Annotated in this window: 15 protein-coding genes, 1 tRNA gene and 1 pseudogene; 5 read left to right on the top strand and 12 right to left on the bottom strand. The window is 40.3% G+C overall.

Annotation, left to right across the window (positions count from 1 at the left end; genetic code table 11):
• Positions 1-62: 62 nt before the first annotated feature.
• From IPJ86_12585 to IPJ86_12575, 3 genes and pseudogenes are all read right to left on the bottom strand, one after another.
• Positions 63-689, bottom strand: coding sequence for an ATP-binding protein (locus IPJ86_12585; GenBank protein MBK7888085.1), 627 nt, complete (start codon positions 687-689; stop codon positions 63-65).
• Positions 690-744: 55 nt separating this feature from the next.
• The gene (locus IPJ86_12580) at positions 745-1,635 is read right to left on the bottom strand and encodes a DUF4249 domain-containing protein (protein MBK7888084.1); all 891 of its coding nucleotides are present in this window, start codon (positions 1,633-1,635) and stop codon (positions 745-747) included.
• A gap of 3 nt (positions 1,636-1,638) precedes the next feature.
• Positions 1,639-4,075 (bottom strand): annotated as a pseudogene (locus IPJ86_12575) (TonB-dependent receptor).
• Between the two features lie 245 nt (positions 4,076-4,320).
• On the opposite strand from IPJ86_12575, the gene IPJ86_12570 reads away from it, so the two are divergent.
• Together IPJ86_12570 and IPJ86_12565 are read left to right on the top strand one after the other, a co-directional pair.
• A tRNA-Pro gene (locus IPJ86_12570) sits at positions 4,321-4,394 on the top strand.
• Positions 4,395-4,550: 156 nt separating this feature from the next.
• Complete coding sequence (locus IPJ86_12565; protein MBK7888083.1) at positions 4,551-5,279, top strand: TerC family protein; 729 nt, start codon at positions 4,551-4,553, stop codon at positions 5,277-5,279.
• Positions 5,280-5,491: 212 nt separating this feature from the next.
• On the opposite strand, the gene IPJ86_12560 is transcribed toward IPJ86_12565, so the two are convergent.
• The 5 genes from IPJ86_12560 to IPJ86_12540 form a co-directional block, all read right to left on the bottom strand.
• Positions 5,492-5,983, bottom strand: a complete 492-nt coding sequence (locus IPJ86_12560) for a hypothetical protein (GenBank protein ID MBK7888082.1) — start codon at positions 5,981-5,983, stop codon at positions 5,492-5,494.
• 305 nt (positions 5,984-6,288) lie between these two features.
• The gene (locus tag IPJ86_12555) at positions 6,289-6,693 is read right to left on the bottom strand and encodes a hypothetical protein (protein ID MBK7888081.1); all 405 of its coding nucleotides are present in this window, start codon (positions 6,691-6,693) and stop codon (positions 6,289-6,291) included.
• Positions 6,690-7,316 (bottom strand): hypothetical protein, encoded by a 627-nt coding sequence (locus IPJ86_12550; protein MBK7888080.1) that lies wholly within the window; start codon positions 7,314-7,316, stop codon positions 6,690-6,692. The genes IPJ86_12555 and IPJ86_12550 overlap by 4 nt, the downstream gene beginning before the upstream one ends.
• Positions 7,317-7,326: 10 nt before the next feature.
• Positions 7,327-9,135 carry an arginine--tRNA ligase gene (locus tag IPJ86_12545; protein ID MBK7888079.1) on the bottom strand — a complete coding sequence of 603 codons (1,809 nt, stop codon included), beginning with the start codon at positions 9,133-9,135 and terminating at the stop codon, positions 7,327-7,329.
• A 97-nt stretch (positions 9,136-9,232) separates the two neighbouring features.
• Positions 9,233-10,177, bottom strand: coding sequence for an arginase (locus IPJ86_12540; GenBank protein MBK7888078.1), 945 nt, complete (start codon positions 10,175-10,177; stop codon positions 9,233-9,235).
• Positions 10,178-10,322: 145 nt separating this feature from the next.
• Between IPJ86_12540 and IPJ86_12535 the strand changes: the two genes are divergently transcribed.
• Positions 10,323-11,714, top strand: a complete 1,392-nt coding sequence (locus IPJ86_12535) for an arginine decarboxylase (protein MBK7888077.1) — start codon at positions 10,323-10,325, stop codon at positions 11,712-11,714.
• 131 nt (positions 11,715-11,845) lie between these two features.
• Here the strand turns inward: IPJ86_12535 and IPJ86_12530 are convergent, their stop codons facing one another.
• Together IPJ86_12530 and IPJ86_12525 are read right to left on the bottom strand one after the other, a co-directional pair.
• Positions 11,846-14,035 carry a T9SS type A sorting domain-containing protein gene (locus IPJ86_12530; GenBank protein MBK7888076.1) on the bottom strand — a complete coding sequence of 730 codons (2,190 nt, stop codon included), beginning with the start codon at positions 14,033-14,035 and terminating at the stop codon, positions 11,846-11,848.
• 155 nt (positions 14,036-14,190) lie between these two features.
• Positions 14,191-14,622, bottom strand: a complete 432-nt coding sequence (locus tag IPJ86_12525; protein ID MBK7888075.1) for a hypothetical protein — start codon at positions 14,620-14,622, stop codon at positions 14,191-14,193.
• A 288-nt stretch (positions 14,623-14,910) separates the two neighbouring features.
• Between IPJ86_12525 and IPJ86_12520 the strand changes: the two genes are divergently transcribed.
• Both IPJ86_12520 and IPJ86_12515 read left to right on the top strand, forming a co-directional pair.
• Positions 14,911-15,774, top strand: a complete 864-nt coding sequence (locus IPJ86_12520; protein MBK7888074.1) for a hypothetical protein — start codon at positions 14,911-14,913, stop codon at positions 15,772-15,774.
• Between the two features lie 68 nt (positions 15,775-15,842).
• Positions 15,843-16,388, top strand: coding sequence for a 1-acyl-sn-glycerol-3-phosphate acyltransferase (locus IPJ86_12515; protein MBK7888073.1), 546 nt, complete (start codon positions 15,843-15,845; stop codon positions 16,386-16,388).
• Between the two features lie 53 nt (positions 16,389-16,441).
• On the opposite strand, the gene IPJ86_12510 is transcribed toward IPJ86_12515, so the two are convergent.
• Both IPJ86_12510 and IPJ86_12505 read right to left on the bottom strand, forming a co-directional pair.
• Complete coding sequence (locus IPJ86_12510) at positions 16,442-17,416, bottom strand: phosphoribosylaminoimidazolesuccinocarboxamide synthase (protein ID MBK7888072.1); 975 nt, start codon at positions 17,414-17,416, stop codon at positions 16,442-16,444.
• Between the two features lie 179 nt (positions 17,417-17,595).
• A complete protein-coding gene (locus IPJ86_12505; GenBank protein MBK7888071.1) occupies positions 17,596-18,627 on the bottom strand; it encodes a PhoH family protein in 1,032 nt (343 codons plus the stop codon).
• Between the last annotated feature and the right edge of the window lie 32 nt (positions 18,628-18,659).

The raw sequence follows: 18,659 nt of genomic DNA, 5'->3' as shown, positions 1-18,659 counted from the left end.
AGGCATAAGCTATTTGAAAAATGCAAAAAAATCATTTGAAAGTACAAACCAATGAGTCAAAACTACATCCCCAGCGTATAAAACTCCGGCTTTTCGATATCATGCACTCGAATCACACCTACGGAAGCCAGGTTGACCAATATCTTTTGAGCCCGCCATCGGCTGATGTTGACCATATTTGAAAACTCCTTCAAGGTAATGCGTGGATGGGCCTGGAGATAGTCCATGAGTGCCTTCTCTTTACTCGTGTATTTTATGATGGAAGGCCGCGAGGAATGCTTTCTTTTCAGAACTTCTACCAACACTTTACTTGCCAGGAGCGATTGATCCTTTTCCCTTACATACACCCATTTTTTTCCCTCTTCATCCGTAGCATAATAGGGCTTATCCCTTCCTTCCGGAACAATGACTTCCAGAATCATTTTCCCGCGCAGGTTCCATTCGTGGATGATGAGCTCGATGGGCGGTGTGCAGAAGAATTCAGCCGCTTTCTCCAGCATGAATTTTTCCTCTTCGGTTTTTATGCCACTAATGGTTCCGTCATCATTTACTCCTACCAGCAAAGTCCCACCATGAAGATTAGCAAAGGAAACGATAGATTTAGCAATACGATGCACATTACTGATTTCCTTTTTGAAATCCAGCATGGCACCTTCGCCCTGATCAATCAAATTCTGAATTCTTTTCATGGCATTTAACTACCTCATATGAGCTGCTAAAAGTAAAAATTTAAACCGGAGATAATTACCGGGCAATGATCGTGTCGTAAGCTACTGAATAGGTAGCAAACAACCCTCTTCCGCCATTGATATTCGATTTCACGTTGGAAGGAACGGCAAAAGGACTACCATTATTGGCCAATTGATTTTCTGCGTCTCTCCAGAACTCATAGGTTCCACGGTCGATGGAACAGAATTTTACTACGATGGTGTCTCCCTTTTTATAAAATCCGGCCTCTTCATTTTTATCTTCCTCTGCATCCGAGTTTTGAACTGTACCTCTGTTATAGGCAAAATCAAAACTTTGTCCGTTGATGAATTTATCTTCAAATACAGAGCCGAAGGGCGTATAATACAAATCATCTTTATTCAGTCGCTTGGCAAACCATCGGTAATAGTTTCCCAAAGTATCCGGATCAGAAAGTTTTGCCCATGCAAAGCCCAGACTATCGAGGTTGTCCTGCACCTTAAACCAAACACTGTCCAATGCCACCGGCTCATGTAAAACTGCCGATGAACTGACTTGTCTGCCATCTGCAGTAATAATGTTCAAGGTATAGTGGGTACCCGGAATTCCAATCATAGTGGGCAGAAACGTGAGGCTATCCAGAGCGACATAAAATCCACCGACGGAAACTCCATTCAATGAGGTGTCTATTTCTGTCAACTGAATAGTATCCGTTCCGTTGCTGATGGTAACAATAGCTCCACGAATGGGTAAATTATTAATGCTGTTCTGCCCGATAGGATTAAAATAAGCTTCACTCTTGCTGAGAATCACGTAGGGAGGCAATCCAATTTCCACATAGCCATCCACTACTACTTTGGACTCTGTTTCGGGGAGATCCAGAGAGATATCTTTCTCACAACTGCTGATCAGCAGGCAGGTTCCGATGAAGAAGAATATTTTTTTCATAGATCAGAATTTAAAATTATAAGTAACGGAAGGGATAATACTGAATAAGGAGACCTGCTTGGCTTGCACTCTCTGATTGCCGTCCTGGCTGTTTCCCTGCACATCGAAATAAATGAAATAAGGATTTTGTCGACCATACATATTGTAAACGGCAAATACCCACTCACTCTTGAATTTCTTCACTTTCTGGCTGCGTAATGTTGCGGAGAAATCGAGGCGGTGATAGGCTTTCTGACGGAAGTCATTGCGGTTATCATAGCCGCTTAGGATGTAGAAATTATTATTCACGTCGAGCCCACCACTTCCATTCACGGAAACCGGAGGTCCGGCCGACATGAAATACCTTTCCGTAGGTAGCGTCAGGGCATCACCGGTAGCATAGACCCAGGTCATTCCGAACAACCATTTTTTGGAACGTTCATAGGTCAAAACAACGGACACATCATGACGGCGATCGTATTTAGCAGGAAAATCTCTTCCGAAATTCAGGTCCGGAAAATTACGCTCTGTCCAGGCTAAGGTATAGCCCACCCATCCACTAAAATTCCCCTTCGACTTCTTCACAAAAAACTCGGCACCATAACTCCATCCCTCTCCGAAAACAAAATTATTATCAGGATTATTTCTGACATCCTGATCGGGCGTCGCGCCTTCGCGGTAATCGATCTGATTCTTCATTTCCTTGTAATACACCTCTACGGAAGTCTCAAACAAATTATCCTTAAAATTCCTGAAATATCCCAATGCATACTGAACTCCATACTGAGGTTTCACTCTGTCAGTACTCGGCACCCAAACATCTGTCGGCAGACTTACAGAACCAAAAGAAGCGATATGGATGTACTGATAATTCTGAGTATAGGAAGCTTTGATGGAGGAAAACTTATTCAATTCATAACGTACACTTACTCGCGGTTCGAGGTTATAGTAATCCTTCACTTTTTTTCCTGCAGCATAGTCGATGGTATCAATAAAACGGCCTTCAAAAGAAGGATCTTCCACGTAGCGGGAGAAGGGACCGATGTGTGCAAAGTAAGTCATCCGCAGTCCCCCATTCACTCTGAGTTTCTCCGTGATATCCCATTCGTCATTCACATATAAAGCGGCGTCGTGCGCATAGAAACGGGTGATATCTCCCAGATCAAAAACCACATCACCCGAGCGGGCATAGGCATTGGTAGGTGTAAAGCGATGATAAATATAATTCCCGCCGAACTTCACGTTATGGAGAATATTCGGAAACCAGTTGAGATCCATTTTCACATTATAATCACGTATTCCCGAGAAAATCCTGAAATCAAACTGCTGTTGCTTCGCACCGAACTCGAATTTATAATCGCTAAAAATGAGCGAGGTATTCATAAACATTTTATCATTGAAAAGGTGATTCCAGCGGAGGGAAGTCGTGGCATTTCCCCAGGGGATACGCACGGCAAATCCGGTTTCTCTGCTCTTGAAGTTGAAAACATCTCTGCCGAAATAACCACTCATAAACAGTCGATCTTTAGATGATAACTGATAGTTCAACTTGGCATTGAGATCAAAAAAAGTAATAAGAGTTACCGGCGATGTTCGACTCAGGACCGATAAAAGGTTCCCGTAAAAAGAGATCAATAAACGTACGACGTCCACTCACAATAAAGGAACCTTTATCCTTCACAATAGGCCCTTCAAACGTGAAACGTGAGGCTATATATCCAATACCACCTTCTGCATGGTACTCCTTCATATTACCATCCTTCATCGAGATATCCAGCACCGATGCCAGTCGACCGCCATACTGGGCAGGCATTCCACCTTTTGTAAGTGTAATATTTTTCACCGCATCCGGATTAAAAACCGAGAAAAATCCGAAGAGATGGGATGCATTATATACCACACCTTCATCCAATAATACCAGATTTTGATCAGGTCCACCGCCACGCACATAAAATCCCGAGTTCCCCTCCCCTGCATCCTGCACACCGGGTAACAACTGAATCGCTTTTAAAATATCCACCTCTCCCAGTAATGCCGGCAAACTTTTTATCTTTTCAATCTCCAGCTCCACCCGCCCCATATCCGTACTCTTGATATTACGGTCAATGCGTTCACCTGTGATCACCACCTCTTGTTTTTCATACACTTTAGGAGCCAGTTCAATCGTGAGGGAGACATTCTTTTTCAGATCAATTTCTATCTGTTTTTCCTGATAGCCTACAAAATTGATAAGCAGTAAATATTTTGCTTGATTTACTGTCAAAGAGAAAAAACCATAGGCATTTGCATTAGCCCCTTTTTCCAGTTCCTTCACATAAATGGCTGCACCGGTAAGTGCTTCCCCGGTAAGGGAGTCCTTCACGTAACCACTTATAGTTGCTTTATTATCAACATTTTCCTGAGAGAAAGAAGAAGAAAAAACCAGGCAAGGAAGTAGGAGGAGCAGGAAATACTTTTTCATAAGGCTGCAAAACTAAGGAGAAAAACCTCTTTGAAAGCAAAGGAGCACTCTCTGGTGACAATATAATAACCTGAAACAGAAGAAATAGTAAATGAATCAGCAGAGACTGAGATTAAATTTGTGAAAGGTCGATTATACATATACTTTTGCAGTCTCAAATTTTCTTTCTCATAAACCTATCAGACGAACAACCAACCTGTTCTATTTGTTTCCGGGAAAGAAAATAATAGTAATAGATATCCACTCGGGGTGTAGCGTAGCCCGGTATCGCGCCAGCATGGGGTGCTGGAGGTCGTCAGTTCAAATCTGGCCACCCCGACTTAATTTAAACAGGTATTCTTTTAATTGCCCTGTTAGAAAATGAAATTATTTTATCCCACAAGGGGTTTTAAACTATTTTAAACATCATCATTAACTTAAAACAAGGTATTCGATTTCCACCGACTATCTTTGCAAACTAAATCCATTCCCCATTATGCAGGAAGAGCTATCAGTTATTTTAACAGTTGACGGTCTTATTTCATTACTAACTCTTGTGATTATGGAGATCGTGTTGGGTATTGATAACATTATTTTCATCTCTATCCTTGCAGGGAAGCTTCCTTATCAACAACAAGCTAAGGCACGCAGAATTGGACTAAGCCTCGCCTTGATCATACGGATTGCCTTATTGTTCAGTATCAGTTGGATTGTCAGCTTGAAAGAGCCATTCATCACAATTATGGACCATGGATTTAGTGGCAGGGATATGGTTTTACTTTTTGGCGGACTCTTTTTGATGGCCAAGAGCACCTCTGAGATACACGGTAAAATCAGCAAGGAAGAACATTTATCTACGCCCGGCATGAAAAAGCTTACTCTTAACATGGCGATTGCTCAGATTATCGGATTGGATATCGTGTTTTCATTTGATTCCATTTTAACAGCTGTGGGTCTGGTAGATCATGTAAGCATTATGATACTGGCCGTTATCATTTCTATGATTGTCATGTTAATTTCTGCGAAATCGGTTTCAGACTTTGTCAATAAGCACCCTACCATTAAAATGCTGGCGCTCTCCTTCCTCCTGATGATTGGATTCATGCTTACAATAGAAGCCTTCCACTACGAGGTGCCTAAAGGCTACATTTACTTTGCGATGGCCTTCTCTCTTCTCGTTGAACTTTTGAATATGAGAATCAGAAAGAAAAGCAGTGCGGAATAGTAGTGAGCGGGTTACTTCCTGAAATTTTGCTTAGCTCTCTATTTTTTAGTTTACAGGCAACCCTCACTTTGCCTCAATGGGATGCTCGAAATGCCAGGTCAGATAAGCTTGAACTCCTTTAAGCACGGCATAGAAAAGCAATAGAAGGATAAGAAATCTGATCAGACTTTTTATCCACGAAGGGCCCGGTAAACGTGAGATGAGCGACAGCATCAGACAGGTTGAAATCTGTTTAACCAGGTTGATTTAAGCGGAGCCTTGAACTTATCCGAAAATTCTCCCACTGTGGTCACTGTTAAGTCATACACGGGAAGTTCACCATCCACCCTACCCGATTGTATCATACTCTCCATTTCCTTTAAAGAAGTTGTGGAAATAGTATTCTCCGAATTGACAAAAGCGACTTTTAATCTATCGAGTAAATCAATATTTAATTGTTGCTGCACATTCTTCACAAATTGATACAATTTATCAATGGAACAGCCACTGGCATTCACTTCCGATTCATCCACTGCCACAATCAGAAACAGGTCATCTACAACCAGGGATGAAGCATTTAAGTCGGCTTTATGAGCGGTCCATTGCTGCAGGAAAAGATCGGTCTGTGCCTGTAGGGTAGTCACTTCAGCAGGAAGAAGAATACGTGAGGACTGAAAGATCCAGATGCGGGAAGATGGTGGTAGTAAGGAGAAGTTAATGAGCATTGGGATTCTTGATGGGATAAAACTATAAAGAGGGGTTACGAAATTAATACGAATATTCAATAAAAGAAAGTGGAAATCCATAATCCTTCATTCTCTGATAATCCGGTACGAAATACGAAATAAAATACGAATACTAAAAATTTCGAATTCACGAATACGAAATAAAATGCGAATACAATAAATTACGAAATACTAAAGGATCAAATCTATTTAAGGCTGAGGGAATGGAATTGCGTAAATCAGTTAAATCAGTGTAGGCTTTAGCCTCAGCGTTCTAATTAGGTATTGTTGAAGTAGATAAAGTTTTAGCTGCCGGGGTTTTGGATCATTTTGATTTCTTCTTTTTTGAGGGCTACTTTCCACATCTTACCGTCGGGTGTTTCTACCTTTTTTAAGGAGATTTTTTGCTCCGCATTATTACCGGCTTCTGTAAAATAAACGATAGCATTCACTCCACGGATGTCTTCAGAAAGAATGCTGATCTTTCCGGGCGCTTCTTCGGATTCAATATCATTCAACTCTTCAATTTTTTCAAATTGTTCAAGCAGCTTTATTGTTTCAACGGTACCATATTTCTTCGCTGTCTCATAGTCCCTTTCCTGCATCGCATTTAAAAACATTTCCGCAACAATAACAGGATCTTCATCCTTTTTGCAGGAAGTAATAGTCAGGAGAATTATGGTAAATGGTAATATTAGTTTGCGAATCATGGATAATTAAATCTATAGATGAATGTTGAATGCTGATTTAAGTAAAGATTATCCGGAGCAATGTAACTGAAATTTTCAAGGCTTGTCACCGGGAAATAATTCACATCACCGGTGGCATTAATAAATTTATCCCTTATCCACTCTGAACAATAAAACTTACTATTATCCTCCATATTAAATTCATAATCGAATTCCGGAATATTTTTTAAATCATTTTTTACATCCTCCACGATATTGTCAATTTCGAGTGCGGACACATCCGGCCGATAGACGGCGCCCTTGCTACAAATTTCCTTGCTCCAGAATTCTGAAATACGTTCGCATTTTAGCGGACTCCCATAATTACTTTGTTGCAGATGCACCACAAAAGGTTGATCTTCCTTAAAGACAACAATTCCGGCATGGCTAAAGGAAGGATCCCGGAGCGAGCAACGCTGAAACCAGCTGCTGATCATACCGTACCCGTTTCTGAAAACGAGATCACCCTCTTTCAATGTTATACTACTAAACTCCTGATCCTTCTTCCGGGCTGTATCTACTCCCGAAACACTGATGATCAATGCCATATTTACTGCTATAACACCCATCACCACCAATATAAACCGACTCACTTTAATACGCATACTTTAACATTTACATTCTTTCCGGAACTTCAATTCCGAGTAATTTCAAATTCCTTTGAATCAGTCCTGCACATTTCATAGATAAATGCATTCTGAATTTAGATGTTTCGATCTCTACCGGATCGACGATGGGATACTCGTGATAGAACTGGTTGTAAATTTTAGCCAATTCGTACACATAATTCGCAATCACTGCAGGGCTTAGTCTTTCAGCAGCTTCACCCAACACAAATGGATATTTTAGCATCCATTTTATCAATACTTTTTCCTTTTCATTCATACCGGAGTAATTTCCGGGAGAAGAGGAAAGAAAATCTTTCAATTCATGGTAATTTTCACCTTTCCGTAATACAGATTTTATTCGGGCATAGGTATACTGTATAAAAGGTCCGGTGTTGCCATTGAAATCGATGGATTCAGCGGGATTAAACAACATTCGTTTTTCAGGGTCCACTTTGAGGATAAAATATTTCAGCGCACCCATTCCAATCATATTGTACAAAGCGGTTGCTTCTTCCGATTCAAAATCACTTATTTTTCCCAGTTCTCTTGTGATGTTACCGGCTTCGTCAATCATCTCCTTCATCAGATCATCGGCATCCACTACCGTTCCCTCTCTCGATTTCATCTTACCCTGAGGAAGATCAACCATATTGTAGGATAAATGATACAAACGGTCCCACCATTCATACCCCAGCTTCTTAATGACGAGTTTGAGTACTTTGAAATGATAATCCTGCTCATTACCCACCACATAAATTAACCGGCTAAAGCCAGTTTCATCAAATCGTTTTTTAGAGGTTCCGATATCCTGAGTGATGTATACACTGGTGCCATCACTTCGGAGCAGTAATTTCTGATCCAGGCCTTCATCGGTGAGGTCGACCCATACAGATCCATCCGGTTTTTGAAAGAAAACACCCTTCTTCAGCCCTTCCAACACCAATTCCTTACCTACGAGATACATTTCTGACTCGTAGTAAAATTTATCAAAGTCAACGCCCAATTGCTTGTAGGAAGCATTAAATCCTGCGTACACCCATTCATTCATCATTTTCCAGAGTGCGAGCGTAGCTTCATCGCCGGCTTCCCATTTGCGAAGCATCTCCTGCGCCTCAACCATACTTCCCGCCTTCTTCCTGGCATCATCTTCCGGCATACCTGCGGATACCAGTTCGGCAATTTCGGCCTTATATAACCTGTCAAATTCCACATAATACTTTCCCACCAGATGATCTCCTTTCATCCCGGAAGATGCAGGAGTTTCACCGTTTCCCAATTTTTGCCAGGCAAGCATCGACTTGCATATATGAATTCCCCGATCATTAATCAGGTTTACTTTCTTTACTGTGGTACCGCTCGCCTTAAGTAATTCTGCAATACTAAACCCAAGAAGGTTATTGCGAACATGACCCAGGTGAAGGGGTTTATTCGTGTTTGGAGAACTATATTCTACTAAAACGGGATGCGCAGCCAGATTTGGATCCGGTTTCTTTTCGAAAAAAGCCGGATCGGCGGTCTCTTCTTCATAAATGCGTAGCCATGATTCCGGCTGAAACACCACATTTAAAAATCCTTTAACCACATTAGAGGAGGACACCAGGGAGCTCTTCGTTGCTAACCAATCCGACAACTCCTTACCAATGGCATCAGGAGACTTCCCTGCTTTTTTAGCCAGATTAAAAACCACAACGGTCAGATCACCATCAAAATCCTTTCGGGTGGGCTGAATAGAAATATCATCAGGAAGTACATCCAGATGAAACAACCGGGACATACCTTCCTGCACCGCTGTACGCAGTTCTATTTCGAATAACATGCTGCAAAATTAGTCGCTCCAACAGATTTGCAAGAGAGAAAGACATGAAAATTGTCACTCTTATTGACAAAGGTTTGTGCATAGCAGCCCTTCGTCCTCAGGCAATCTGAGCCACCACACGTTGAAGAATTTCAAAAGTATTTTCAGCCATCAGATTTTCCTTATCGAGCGTAGGGTTCACCTCTGCAATTTCAAAGCAACAAACTTTTTCATTCTGAATAAGACGGACACAAAGCGATCCCGCCTCTTTTTCGGTGATACCATTCCGAACAGGAGTTCCGGTTCCTTTAGAGATAGAGCTATCCATTGAGTCTACATCAAAAGAGACATATATCATCTGACAGTTATTCAGATAAGCCAAAGCATCCCTTGCTATTTTTTCGACGCCATGTCGCTTGACATCATTAGTTGTAAAAGCTTTTATCTTATGTTTTTTAATCAGGAAACTTTCTTCAGGCTCTACATCCCTTACACCTATGAAAACAAGGTCGGAATAATTGATTTTGGGACTTATTCCTCCTACTTTCTTAAGTTTATTCCACATTTCTATGGTTTCCTTGTCCGGTTTATTCATCTTATTGGCAATATTATCTTCGCCAAGAGTTGCTGCTAAGGGCATCCCATGAACATTTCCGGTTGGACTGGTAAAAGGAGAATGTAAATCCGCATGCGCATCTATCCAGATCACCCCCAGGCGGACTTTCGGATTCGCCATTTTTATACCGGCAATAGTTCCTCCGGATGTACTATGGTCACCGGCAAGTATGATTGGAAATTCTTTTGCTTTTAAGGTTTCCAACACAGTCTTACTTAACTTATCGTATATATTGACTATACCCCGAATTCGTTTGGCGTATGTAGATCCTTGTGCTTCAAATAGGAGATTATTCTCCACAGGGATCTCTACTGACGACAATTTATGGAACAAATTGGAACCATAATCCAAAGCCGCTATCTTAATGGCATCAGGTCCGAGACTTGCTCCTCGTGTACCGGCACCTATCTCGGATTTCACTTCAATGAGCTTAATTTTCTTATGCATAGTATTGAAATTATGTTGAAAGGATATATTACTTTATACTTTTGCTCTACTTATTTAACACTATAAATTAATTTGTACTTCATCATTTTTGTGATCTAAGTTACTTACATTCGCATGGAATTTAACAAGTAAGTCACTTACATTAATGAAGAATCGTTATATTGACCTCATCCAACAAACATTCGAGTTTCCACAAGAAGAGTTTGCTGTAGAAGACAACTTATTGCAATTCAATGGTATACCTTTAATGGATATCATTGAACAGTATGGAACGCCATTAAAAATAACCTATCTTCCAAAGATCGGTTCTCAGATCCAGAAAGCCAAACGGTTATTTCACGTAGCGATGGCCAAAGCCGACTACGAAGGTAATTATTTGTACTGCTATTGTACGAAGAGTTCCCATTTTGAGTTCATTTTAAATGAAGCTTTGAAAAATGATATTCACCTGGAGACGAGTTCCGCTTTCGATATTCCGATTATTAAGGAGCTCGCCAAGGATAATAAAGTGCCAAAGGAAACTTTCATTCTTTGCAATGGATTCAAGCGACCTAATTATATTGAAGGCATTATTGATTTGCTGGACGATGGATTTTCCAATGTTATTCCGATTCTAGATAACAAGGAAGAATTAAATGAGTTGCAAAAAGATGGGAAGCATAAAATTAAAATAGGGCTCCGGATTGCTGCTGAAGAAGAGCCCAATGCGGAATTTTACACTTCTCGTTTGGGAATTCGCTACAATGAAATTCTTGATTTTTATGTGAATACGATCAAGTCGAATAAAAATTTTGAACTGAAGATGCTGCATTTTTTTATCAATACCGGCATCAAGGACACTGCCTATTACTGGAGTGAGTTGCAAAAAAACATCAACCTTTATTGCGAACTAAAGAAATTATGTCCGGAGTTGGAATATCTCGATATAGGTGGAGGCTTTCCGATAAAAACCAAGCTTGACTTTAATTACGACTATCAATACATGGCCGATGAAATCATTCGTCAGATAAAGGCGGCTTGCATGCAAAAAGAGGTGCCTGAGCCACATATCATGACGGAGTTCGGATCATTTACTGTGGGAGAAAGCGGAGCAGTATTGTTTAGCATTATTGGACAGAAAAAGCAAAACGACAATGAGCTTTGGAATATGATCGATAGCTCATTTATCACCACTCTTCCGGATACCTGGGGTATCAAGCAAAAGTTTATTCTTTTGGCGATCAACAACTGGGACGATGAATACCATCGCATCAATCTTGGCGGTATAACTTGTGACTCGGACGATTACTATATCATGGAGTCGGTTCGCAACCGGGTGTTTTTACCAAAGCCGCAGGAGGGAGAGACGCAGTATATCGGTTTCTTTCATACAGGCGCATACCAAGAGAGTATTGGAGGTTATGGCGGAATTCAGCATTGTTTAATTCCTGCACCCAAGCATGTCCTCATTGACCGCGATGAAAACGGAGAATACACTACCCGGTTATTTGCGAAGGAGCAGAGTGCGAAGAATATGATGAAGATACTGGGGTATTAGTACTTATCAAGTACCTTCTTTCGGTTCACTATAGTAGATTGCAGGAAAACGTGCGAAATAGTGTAGCATTCGCCACGTTGAATGACAATTTGAATAGCGAAGTTGAATTTTTCTTCTGAATTCAAAGGGAATTAATATACAATTAAACGCTGTGTTTTTATCTGCGTAGTCGTCTGCAATTCCACCATATAAACTCCGGGAACCAATGCTGAAATATCAATTGTTGTCCCGGAAGCGGAAGGTGGCAGCAGGGTTTCGGGTGAGACTAGCTTTCCAACGGTATCGAATATCCGAAGTTTTGATTCCTGAAGGAGACCTGCGGATCTGATAGTAATCGTTTCGTTTGCCGGATTAGGCCAGAGGGATAAACTCATTGGTTGATTATCTGCGAAACCGGTAGTTGCATTAAATGTTTTTGAAATAGGCTGCAGAAGAATTTGTGACTGATTAGCCAATAAGCCCAGGGTCCTGATAAAATCAAAATGTATGCTTCCTGTTGAACCGGGCTTTACCGTAAAATGCAACGATGCAATTTCGCCGGAACCGGTACTGTTGTTTTGGTCGATACGGGAAAGAGCGGAAGATACACTTCCTAAGATAGAATCATTTCGTTGCATACGAAGTAAATCGGCAGTATCAGCCAGCCATGAAGGCGGAAAGGTAACCAACACACTCGAAGGGTCTATTTGAGTGGTATCATATATAATTGAAAATGCCAGTCCATAGAGCATATCCCCTGCTCCACCGGTTTGACCATAGCTGATGGGAAGCGAATAAGATGCCCCCGGTGTAAGTGTTGAACCCGGATAATCAAAATAAAGCGGTGCGCCAATTCCGGAAAAAGGAAAGGGTGTTGTATTTCCTTTGAATGCAGGATGTGTCAACCCATAATTTTCAGAAATAGCCAGAGTATCATCCGTAAAGATCACTCCATCTCCATTGCAATCTCCATACTTCATATTTACGAGATTGGCATAGGTTGATGCCCAATCGAGTGAGGCATGTCCCATATATAATGTAGACATACTGTCACGGATATCTCCGGTATAAAAATAACCGGCACCAATTAACAAGAGATCCAGATTATCGACTATAAGATCATTGTTAACATCACCCGGCCATACCAGACTCACCAGGGGGGAACAAGAAGTAAAACTCCAACCTGTATTACCGCCATCGTCATCTGAAAAAATTCCGGCATAATAGACTGCTGAACCTAATGCATCCACACCTGACATTTTGAGATAATCAAGGCAAACAGTATCCATATTATTAACCAGCAATGTTCCGGGCGCACTTCCATTAAAGTAAATTTGATTCCCCGGTGTAGAAATGGTTGCGATATAATTGTTCACCACCACCGTAGAAAATGCAAAGTACTGGTAAGGGTTGGTGAGGATAATTGTGTCACAAACTAAGGGTGCGTTAAAATCACCAGAAAAGAAAAGGGTTAGTTTCCCTATGGTATCAACAGCATTACTTTCGAAATAGCCATGAATGATCAATTCCCGAGCTTTGATGGGAGTCCATGTATAGCCATTAATCTGAGCTGTACTATCAATAGTGATTTTATCTGCATTTAACGGGACCAGATAGGTTCCAAAACTATTAAAAATAAGATGTGCACTATCTGCATCAACAGGTACTTCAATAGAATATCCTATTTCAACGTTGGAAGTACCCAACTTAATTTCCGGAGTAAGATTAGGATCCCAGCTGGATAGTTGAATACAGGAAAGATCATAGTTGTTGGTCAGAAATGAAATACCTGATGAATCGAAAAGAATTCCACCATAAACAGAAAGTTCACTCATCATTAACACTTTACAGGAATCCAAAATTTGAATTTGCTGGAACCTTGATTCCGGAGCAAATAGAGTGGTCTGAAAATTCGTAGGATTCAGATACAAACCTACTCCACCCATCCATTCATGATCCCAAAATGTTCTATGGACTACATTTAAATTACCTCCCAATTGAAGAAAGCTGTACGGATTAGCTGATGGTGTTTCAAAATAAATAGAATCCGTATTCGCATCAACATTCAGATCTCTGCAATAACTAATAGCATCATCAAAAAAAATAGTATCAAATTTAACGACTGAATTGCTGTCAATAAAAACATCATCGGCAATCGATGGCGGGGCAGTATGAAACACTGTGCCGCCACTGCTTGTTGCCCAATGCACAGAAAAATCGTTCCAGTGACCTGTTCCACCTACCCAATAATAATTAGAAGCATTGACCGACAGGCTAAATAGAAGAAAGAACACCATAAGTTTAATGGAGTTCATAAAATTGAAGATGGCAGGTGTTTTCATTTTCTTGCGGTTAAAATATTAACTTATCAAATGTAGTAAATAAGACACTGTGATTTAATATCCAATTTGGGAATCACCAATACCAAATGATCCTTAAAGAAGTCTGGAAATATTTCATTAAGCTGACCATTAGAAAAATTCGTTATTAAAAAACATCAATCGTACCTTAATAACCCATCCGCCAACGTTCGGTCAATATTAATACCTAATACATCACTATGAGCATTTGATGCTATTAAAGTAGAATCAGATCCGACTTTCTTCCAATGTTCCCTTTCAAAATTATAAATGAAACCTTCCTTAATATGATAAATGCTGCATAATATCTCAATCGTTCTGATGGCATCTGCTTCATCGACATCGGATACACATTCAATAATCAGAGCCGGACGAAATTTATTCTGTTTATCGTAGATAACAAGATCAGGTTGTTCGGAATTTAAATCAGTTACATCAATATATGATTCGTTGACGGCCTCGAAAAGATCTTTGTTAATATTTTTCGAAAGATGATACATTAAAGTTGAAGAAAGAAACTTCTTTTGGCCTGAATCAGGGTTTTGCCAACTTTTATATAAATGTGACATATTTCTCATCCTTTTCTCAAAAGTAGCGTTGTTAAGTGATAAAAATCAGGAAATTAAATCATTAACAATTTAATAATCTTGGAGAAAGGTTTAGTGGCTCGTTTCAGGAGTATATTATTGAAAAACAATACTATACAATAGTAATATCTGGTATCTGAGATCAAAAATGGCATTTAGAAAGTGATATTAACATTTGCGTTGTTAATTAATTTGGGTGAAAATACAATAATTATAGGTGAAATTATGTTTATCTTTGACAAACGAAAAAGTTTACCTAACACTTCGAACATGAAAAACCTCTTAATAATTGCAGGACTTAGTTTCCTGATGGCTAGCTGCGGCCCGGATTACAAAGCAGAAGTGGAGCGCATGATGCGCGAGCGCGATAGTTTGATGGCACAGTACGATGCCAAGGATTCTGTTATCAATGGCTATATGCAGGATATTAGCGAAATCCAGACTAGTATTGAAGGACTTACTCAGCAAGAAGAAATGCTGAAAAGTGAAGGTGGCACTAATCCAGAAGTTAGTCAGGACGCTAAAACTAAAATCATGGGCGATATTGATGCTATCCGCCAGTTGATTGATCAGAACAAGAAAAAACTTTCTGAATTACAAGCACGAGTACGTAAATCAAATGTGAAAGTAGCTGAACTCGAAAAGATGATCGGTTCATTGAACACACAATTGGCTCAACGTGATTCCAGTATCAATGCTTTGAATGAAAATGTTCTTGCTTTAAATGGTACCATTACCACTATGCAGGGAACAATTGATACCATGACGAATGATAACGCAAATAAAGCGCGGGAAATTACTGAGAAAACCACCAAACTTCACACTGCATATTATACTGTGGGTGATTACAAAACCCTTAGAGATAAGAAAGTGTTAACGAAACAAGGTGGATTCCTTGGTATAGGAAAACAAAAGTCAATGGTTCCTGATTTCAACCAGGAAGCCTTTACTCAAATTGATTTCACCTCTACTAAAACGATCGAGTTAAATTCAAAAGATGTGAAGATGCTGAGCACTCATCCAACAGGAACTTATAATCTCAAGAAAGAAAATGAGAAAGTAACTGCTTTAGAAATTACTGATCCTGAGAAGTTTTGGATGGCTTCTAAATACCTGGTCCTGGTTACCGAATAAGCCAAAACAATATATTGAAAAAAGGGAGCAATTTATTGTTCCCTTTTTTTTTGCTATTTTCACAAACGATGCGCTTCGTCTATTTATTCTTCTTTAAAATATTGGGATGGAAAATTGAAGGTGATGTCCCCCGCAATTTGACGAAGTACATTATTGCCGTTGCTCCTCATACCAGTAACTGGGATTTTCTGGTAGGCCTTGCCGTTAGAAGTATCATGAGATTTAAATCTAATTTTTTAGGGAAGAAGGAACTTTTTAAAAAGCCATGGGGTTGGTTGTTTACCCGACTTGGAGGTTATCCCGTTGACAGAAGCAGTAAAACCAATAAAGTAGATCAGGTTGTACAGGTGATAAAAAACTCCAATCATTTTGTGATTGCTATTGCTCCGGAAGGCACTCGGAAAAAAGTGGAAAAGTGGAAAACAGGCTTTTATTATATGGCCTATCAGGCCGGTATTCCAATCGTATTTACCAGTATCGATTATGTAAACAGAACTGTCAAGTTCAATGCTCCATTTACTCCAAATGGGAATTTCGAACAAGATGCACCCATTATGGCCGCTTACTTTAAAAATATAAATGGTAGAAACCGTACTGCCGGACCCGTTATTTAGTATTCCCGATTTTTTTCATTCGGTTCCAGCAAATAAAATACTAAAGTTACACTTTAAATTCCCGATAGTAATGGCTTCAATTCCTGCTGAATATTATTTTCAATTCGATTAAGAATGTCACGGGTATCTACTCTATCAAAGAACTTACCGGTGATTTTTTCATAGAGTTCCGTATACCTTTCACTGACCTCTTTCACAAATTCATCCGGCATATCGGGAATGGTTTGACCTTCGAGTCCCTGGAAGTCATGAGCAATCAGCCATTGTCTTAAAAATTCCTTGCTGAGTTGTCGTTGTTCCTGACCATTTTTTTGGCGCTCTTCATAACCTTCCGCGTAAAAGTATCTGGAAGAATCGGGGGTGAATTTCATCAATGAGAAAATCTTTTCGTTTGACTTACCAAACTCGTACTTGGTATCCACCAGAATCAAGCCTTTCTCCATAGCCATTCTGAATCCGCGCTCATAGAGAGCTCTGGTATATTTCTCCAGTTGCTCGTACTCCTGTTCTGCAACGATGCCTTTTGCGATGATTTCTTCTCTGGAGATATCTTCATCATGGCCATGTGAACTTTTGGTGGTGGGTGTGATGATTGGTTCAGGAAATGCATCATTTTCCTTTAACCCATCGGGCATCGGAACTCCACAAATCATCCGCTTCCCGCTTCTATATTCCCTCCAGGCATGACCGGTTAAAAAACCCCTGATCACCATTTCCACTTTATAGGGTTTGCAGAGAATTCCGATAGCCGCATTCGGATCCGGAATTTTTATGATCCAGTTGGGACAAATGTCTTTTGAAGCTTCCAAAAAATAGGAGGCCAATTGATTAAGCACCTGACCCTTGTAGGGTATAGGTCGGGGTAAAATAACATCGAATGCTGAAACCCTGTCGGTGACTACCATCACCATCAACTTATTATCTAAAATATAAACATCCCTGACTTTTCCATGATACACAGATGTCAACTCCGGTAATTTAAATTGTGTGCGTGTTATACACTGCTGATCACTGATTAAATGTTCCATGGTTTTTCTGATATAGTACAAAGGTAACTTTTCCCTTCAATGAATGACCATTTAATAGTTGTTAACAAAAGAATTTCCGGGTGAATACAATGGGGAATTTGATTTTCTGATAGTTGATTTCGAAGCTATTGCAGTTTCAACTTTTCCGGTGACATTACCTCTGCGAAAGGTTGTAAACTTTACTTCCCCGCCTCCTCACTCCTATCGCCCGAATTTGACTTACCTTCTGCATTTAATTTATCATAGGCGAAAATGATATCCCGCACTAAACGATGTCTGACCACGTCAGCCGCATCCAGATGCACGAAACCTATTCCATCAATGTTCTTTAGTAAACGCGTAGCCTGAAGGAGACCGGACGGCTGATTTCGGGGTAAATCCACCTGTGAGGTATCTCCGGTTACAATCATTTTGGCATTAGGACCCATCCGGGTCAGAAACATTTTTAATTGACTTTCGGTAGCATTCTGCGCCTCATCAAGTATGACATAAGCATGATCCAATGTTCGTCCCCGCATGAAAGCCAAAGGGGCTACTTCAATCACCCCATTCTCCAGAAATGAACGCAGCTTTTCACCCGGAATCATATCAAACAATGCATCATAAAGCGGACGCAGATAAGGATCGATTTTTTCTTTCAGATCGCCGGGCAGAAAGCCTAGATTTTCTCCTGCTTCTACTGCAGGACGAGTCAGAATTATCCGACGTATTTCACGATTTTTCAAGGCCCTGACTGCCAATGCCACTGCCGTATAGGTTTTACCGGTACCTGCGGGACCAATAGCAAAAACAATATCATTCTTCTCACAATACTCCACCAGTTTCCTTTGGTTGGGTGTCCGCGCTCTTACCATCACACCTCCCGGACCAAAAACCAGGACATCTCGGCTATCCGCAGTTGTTGAGGGTGAAGAAACGGATGCTGAACTCTTTTCAGTAGACTGATCTGAAAATTGCAGTGATCCATTCAAAAGATAACTGACTTCGGTGGGTGTCAGCATTCCATGTTCGTGAAAATAGTTGAGCAGTTGCTTTACCTTTTCGGCAGCAAATCCGACCAGACTTTCCTCTCCAATTATCTTTAGTTCATTTCCCCGACCTGCTATTTTTAAAGCGGGGTATTTTTTCCTGATTATATCCAGATTAGAATCATTTACACCAAAAAAATCAACAACATTGGCGAAATCAACAGGTATTATAATTTCTTTCAAACTTTCTGTTTTTATTTATTTTACGATGTAAA

Source organism: Bacteroidota bacterium, from assembly GCA_016713925.1.
GTDB lineage: Bacteria > Bacteroidota > Bacteroidia > AKYH767-A > OLB10 > JAJTFW01.
The sequence above is the reverse complement of the archived record's forward strand: the minus strand, read 5'-3'. Positions and strand labels throughout refer to the sequence as shown.

Bases quoted from the DNA above. Each gene is read 5' to 3' on its own strand.
- IPJ86_12585 (MBK7888085.1), bottom strand. From the start codon at position 689: ATGAAAAGAATTCAGAATTTGATTGATCAGGGCGAAGGTGCCATGCTG.
- IPJ86_12580 (MBK7888084.1), bottom strand. From the start codon at position 1,635: ATGAAAAAAATATTCTTCTTCATCGGAACCTGCCTGCTGATCAGCAGT.
- IPJ86_12565 (MBK7888083.1), top strand. From the start codon at position 4,551: ATGCAGGAAGAGCTATCAGTTATTTTAACAGTTGACGGTCTTATTTCA.
- IPJ86_12560 (MBK7888082.1), bottom strand. From the start codon at position 5,983: ATGCTCATTAACTTCTCCTTACTACCACCATCTTCCCGCATCTGGATC.
- IPJ86_12555 (MBK7888081.1), bottom strand. From the start codon at position 6,693: ATGATTCGCAAACTAATATTACCATTTACCATAATTCTCCTGACTATT.
- IPJ86_12550 (MBK7888080.1), bottom strand. From the start codon at position 7,316: ATGCGTATTAAAGTGAGTCGGTTTATATTGGTGGTGATGGGTGTTATA.
- IPJ86_12545 (MBK7888079.1), bottom strand. From the start codon at position 9,135: ATGTTATTCGAAATAGAACTGCGTACAGCGGTGCAGGAAGGTATGTCC.
- IPJ86_12540 (MBK7888078.1), bottom strand. From the start codon at position 10,177: ATGCATAAGAAAATTAAGCTCATTGAAGTGAAATCCGAGATAGGTGCC.
- IPJ86_12535 (MBK7888077.1), top strand. From the start codon at position 10,323: ATGAAGAATCGTTATATTGACCTCATCCAACAAACATTCGAGTTTCCA.
- IPJ86_12530 (MBK7888076.1), bottom strand. From the start codon at position 14,035: ATGAAAACACCTGCCATCTTCAATTTTATGAACTCCATTAAACTTATG.
- IPJ86_12525 (MBK7888075.1), bottom strand. From the start codon at position 14,622: ATGTCACATTTATATAAAAGTTGGCAAAACCCTGATTCAGGCCAAAAG.
- IPJ86_12520 (MBK7888074.1), top strand. From the start codon at position 14,911: ATGAAAAACCTCTTAATAATTGCAGGACTTAGTTTCCTGATGGCTAGC.
- IPJ86_12515 (MBK7888073.1), top strand. From the start codon at position 15,843: ATGCGCTTCGTCTATTTATTCTTCTTTAAAATATTGGGATGGAAAATT.
- IPJ86_12510 (MBK7888072.1), bottom strand. From the start codon at position 17,416: ATGGAACATTTAATCAGTGATCAGCAGTGTATAACACGCACACAATTT.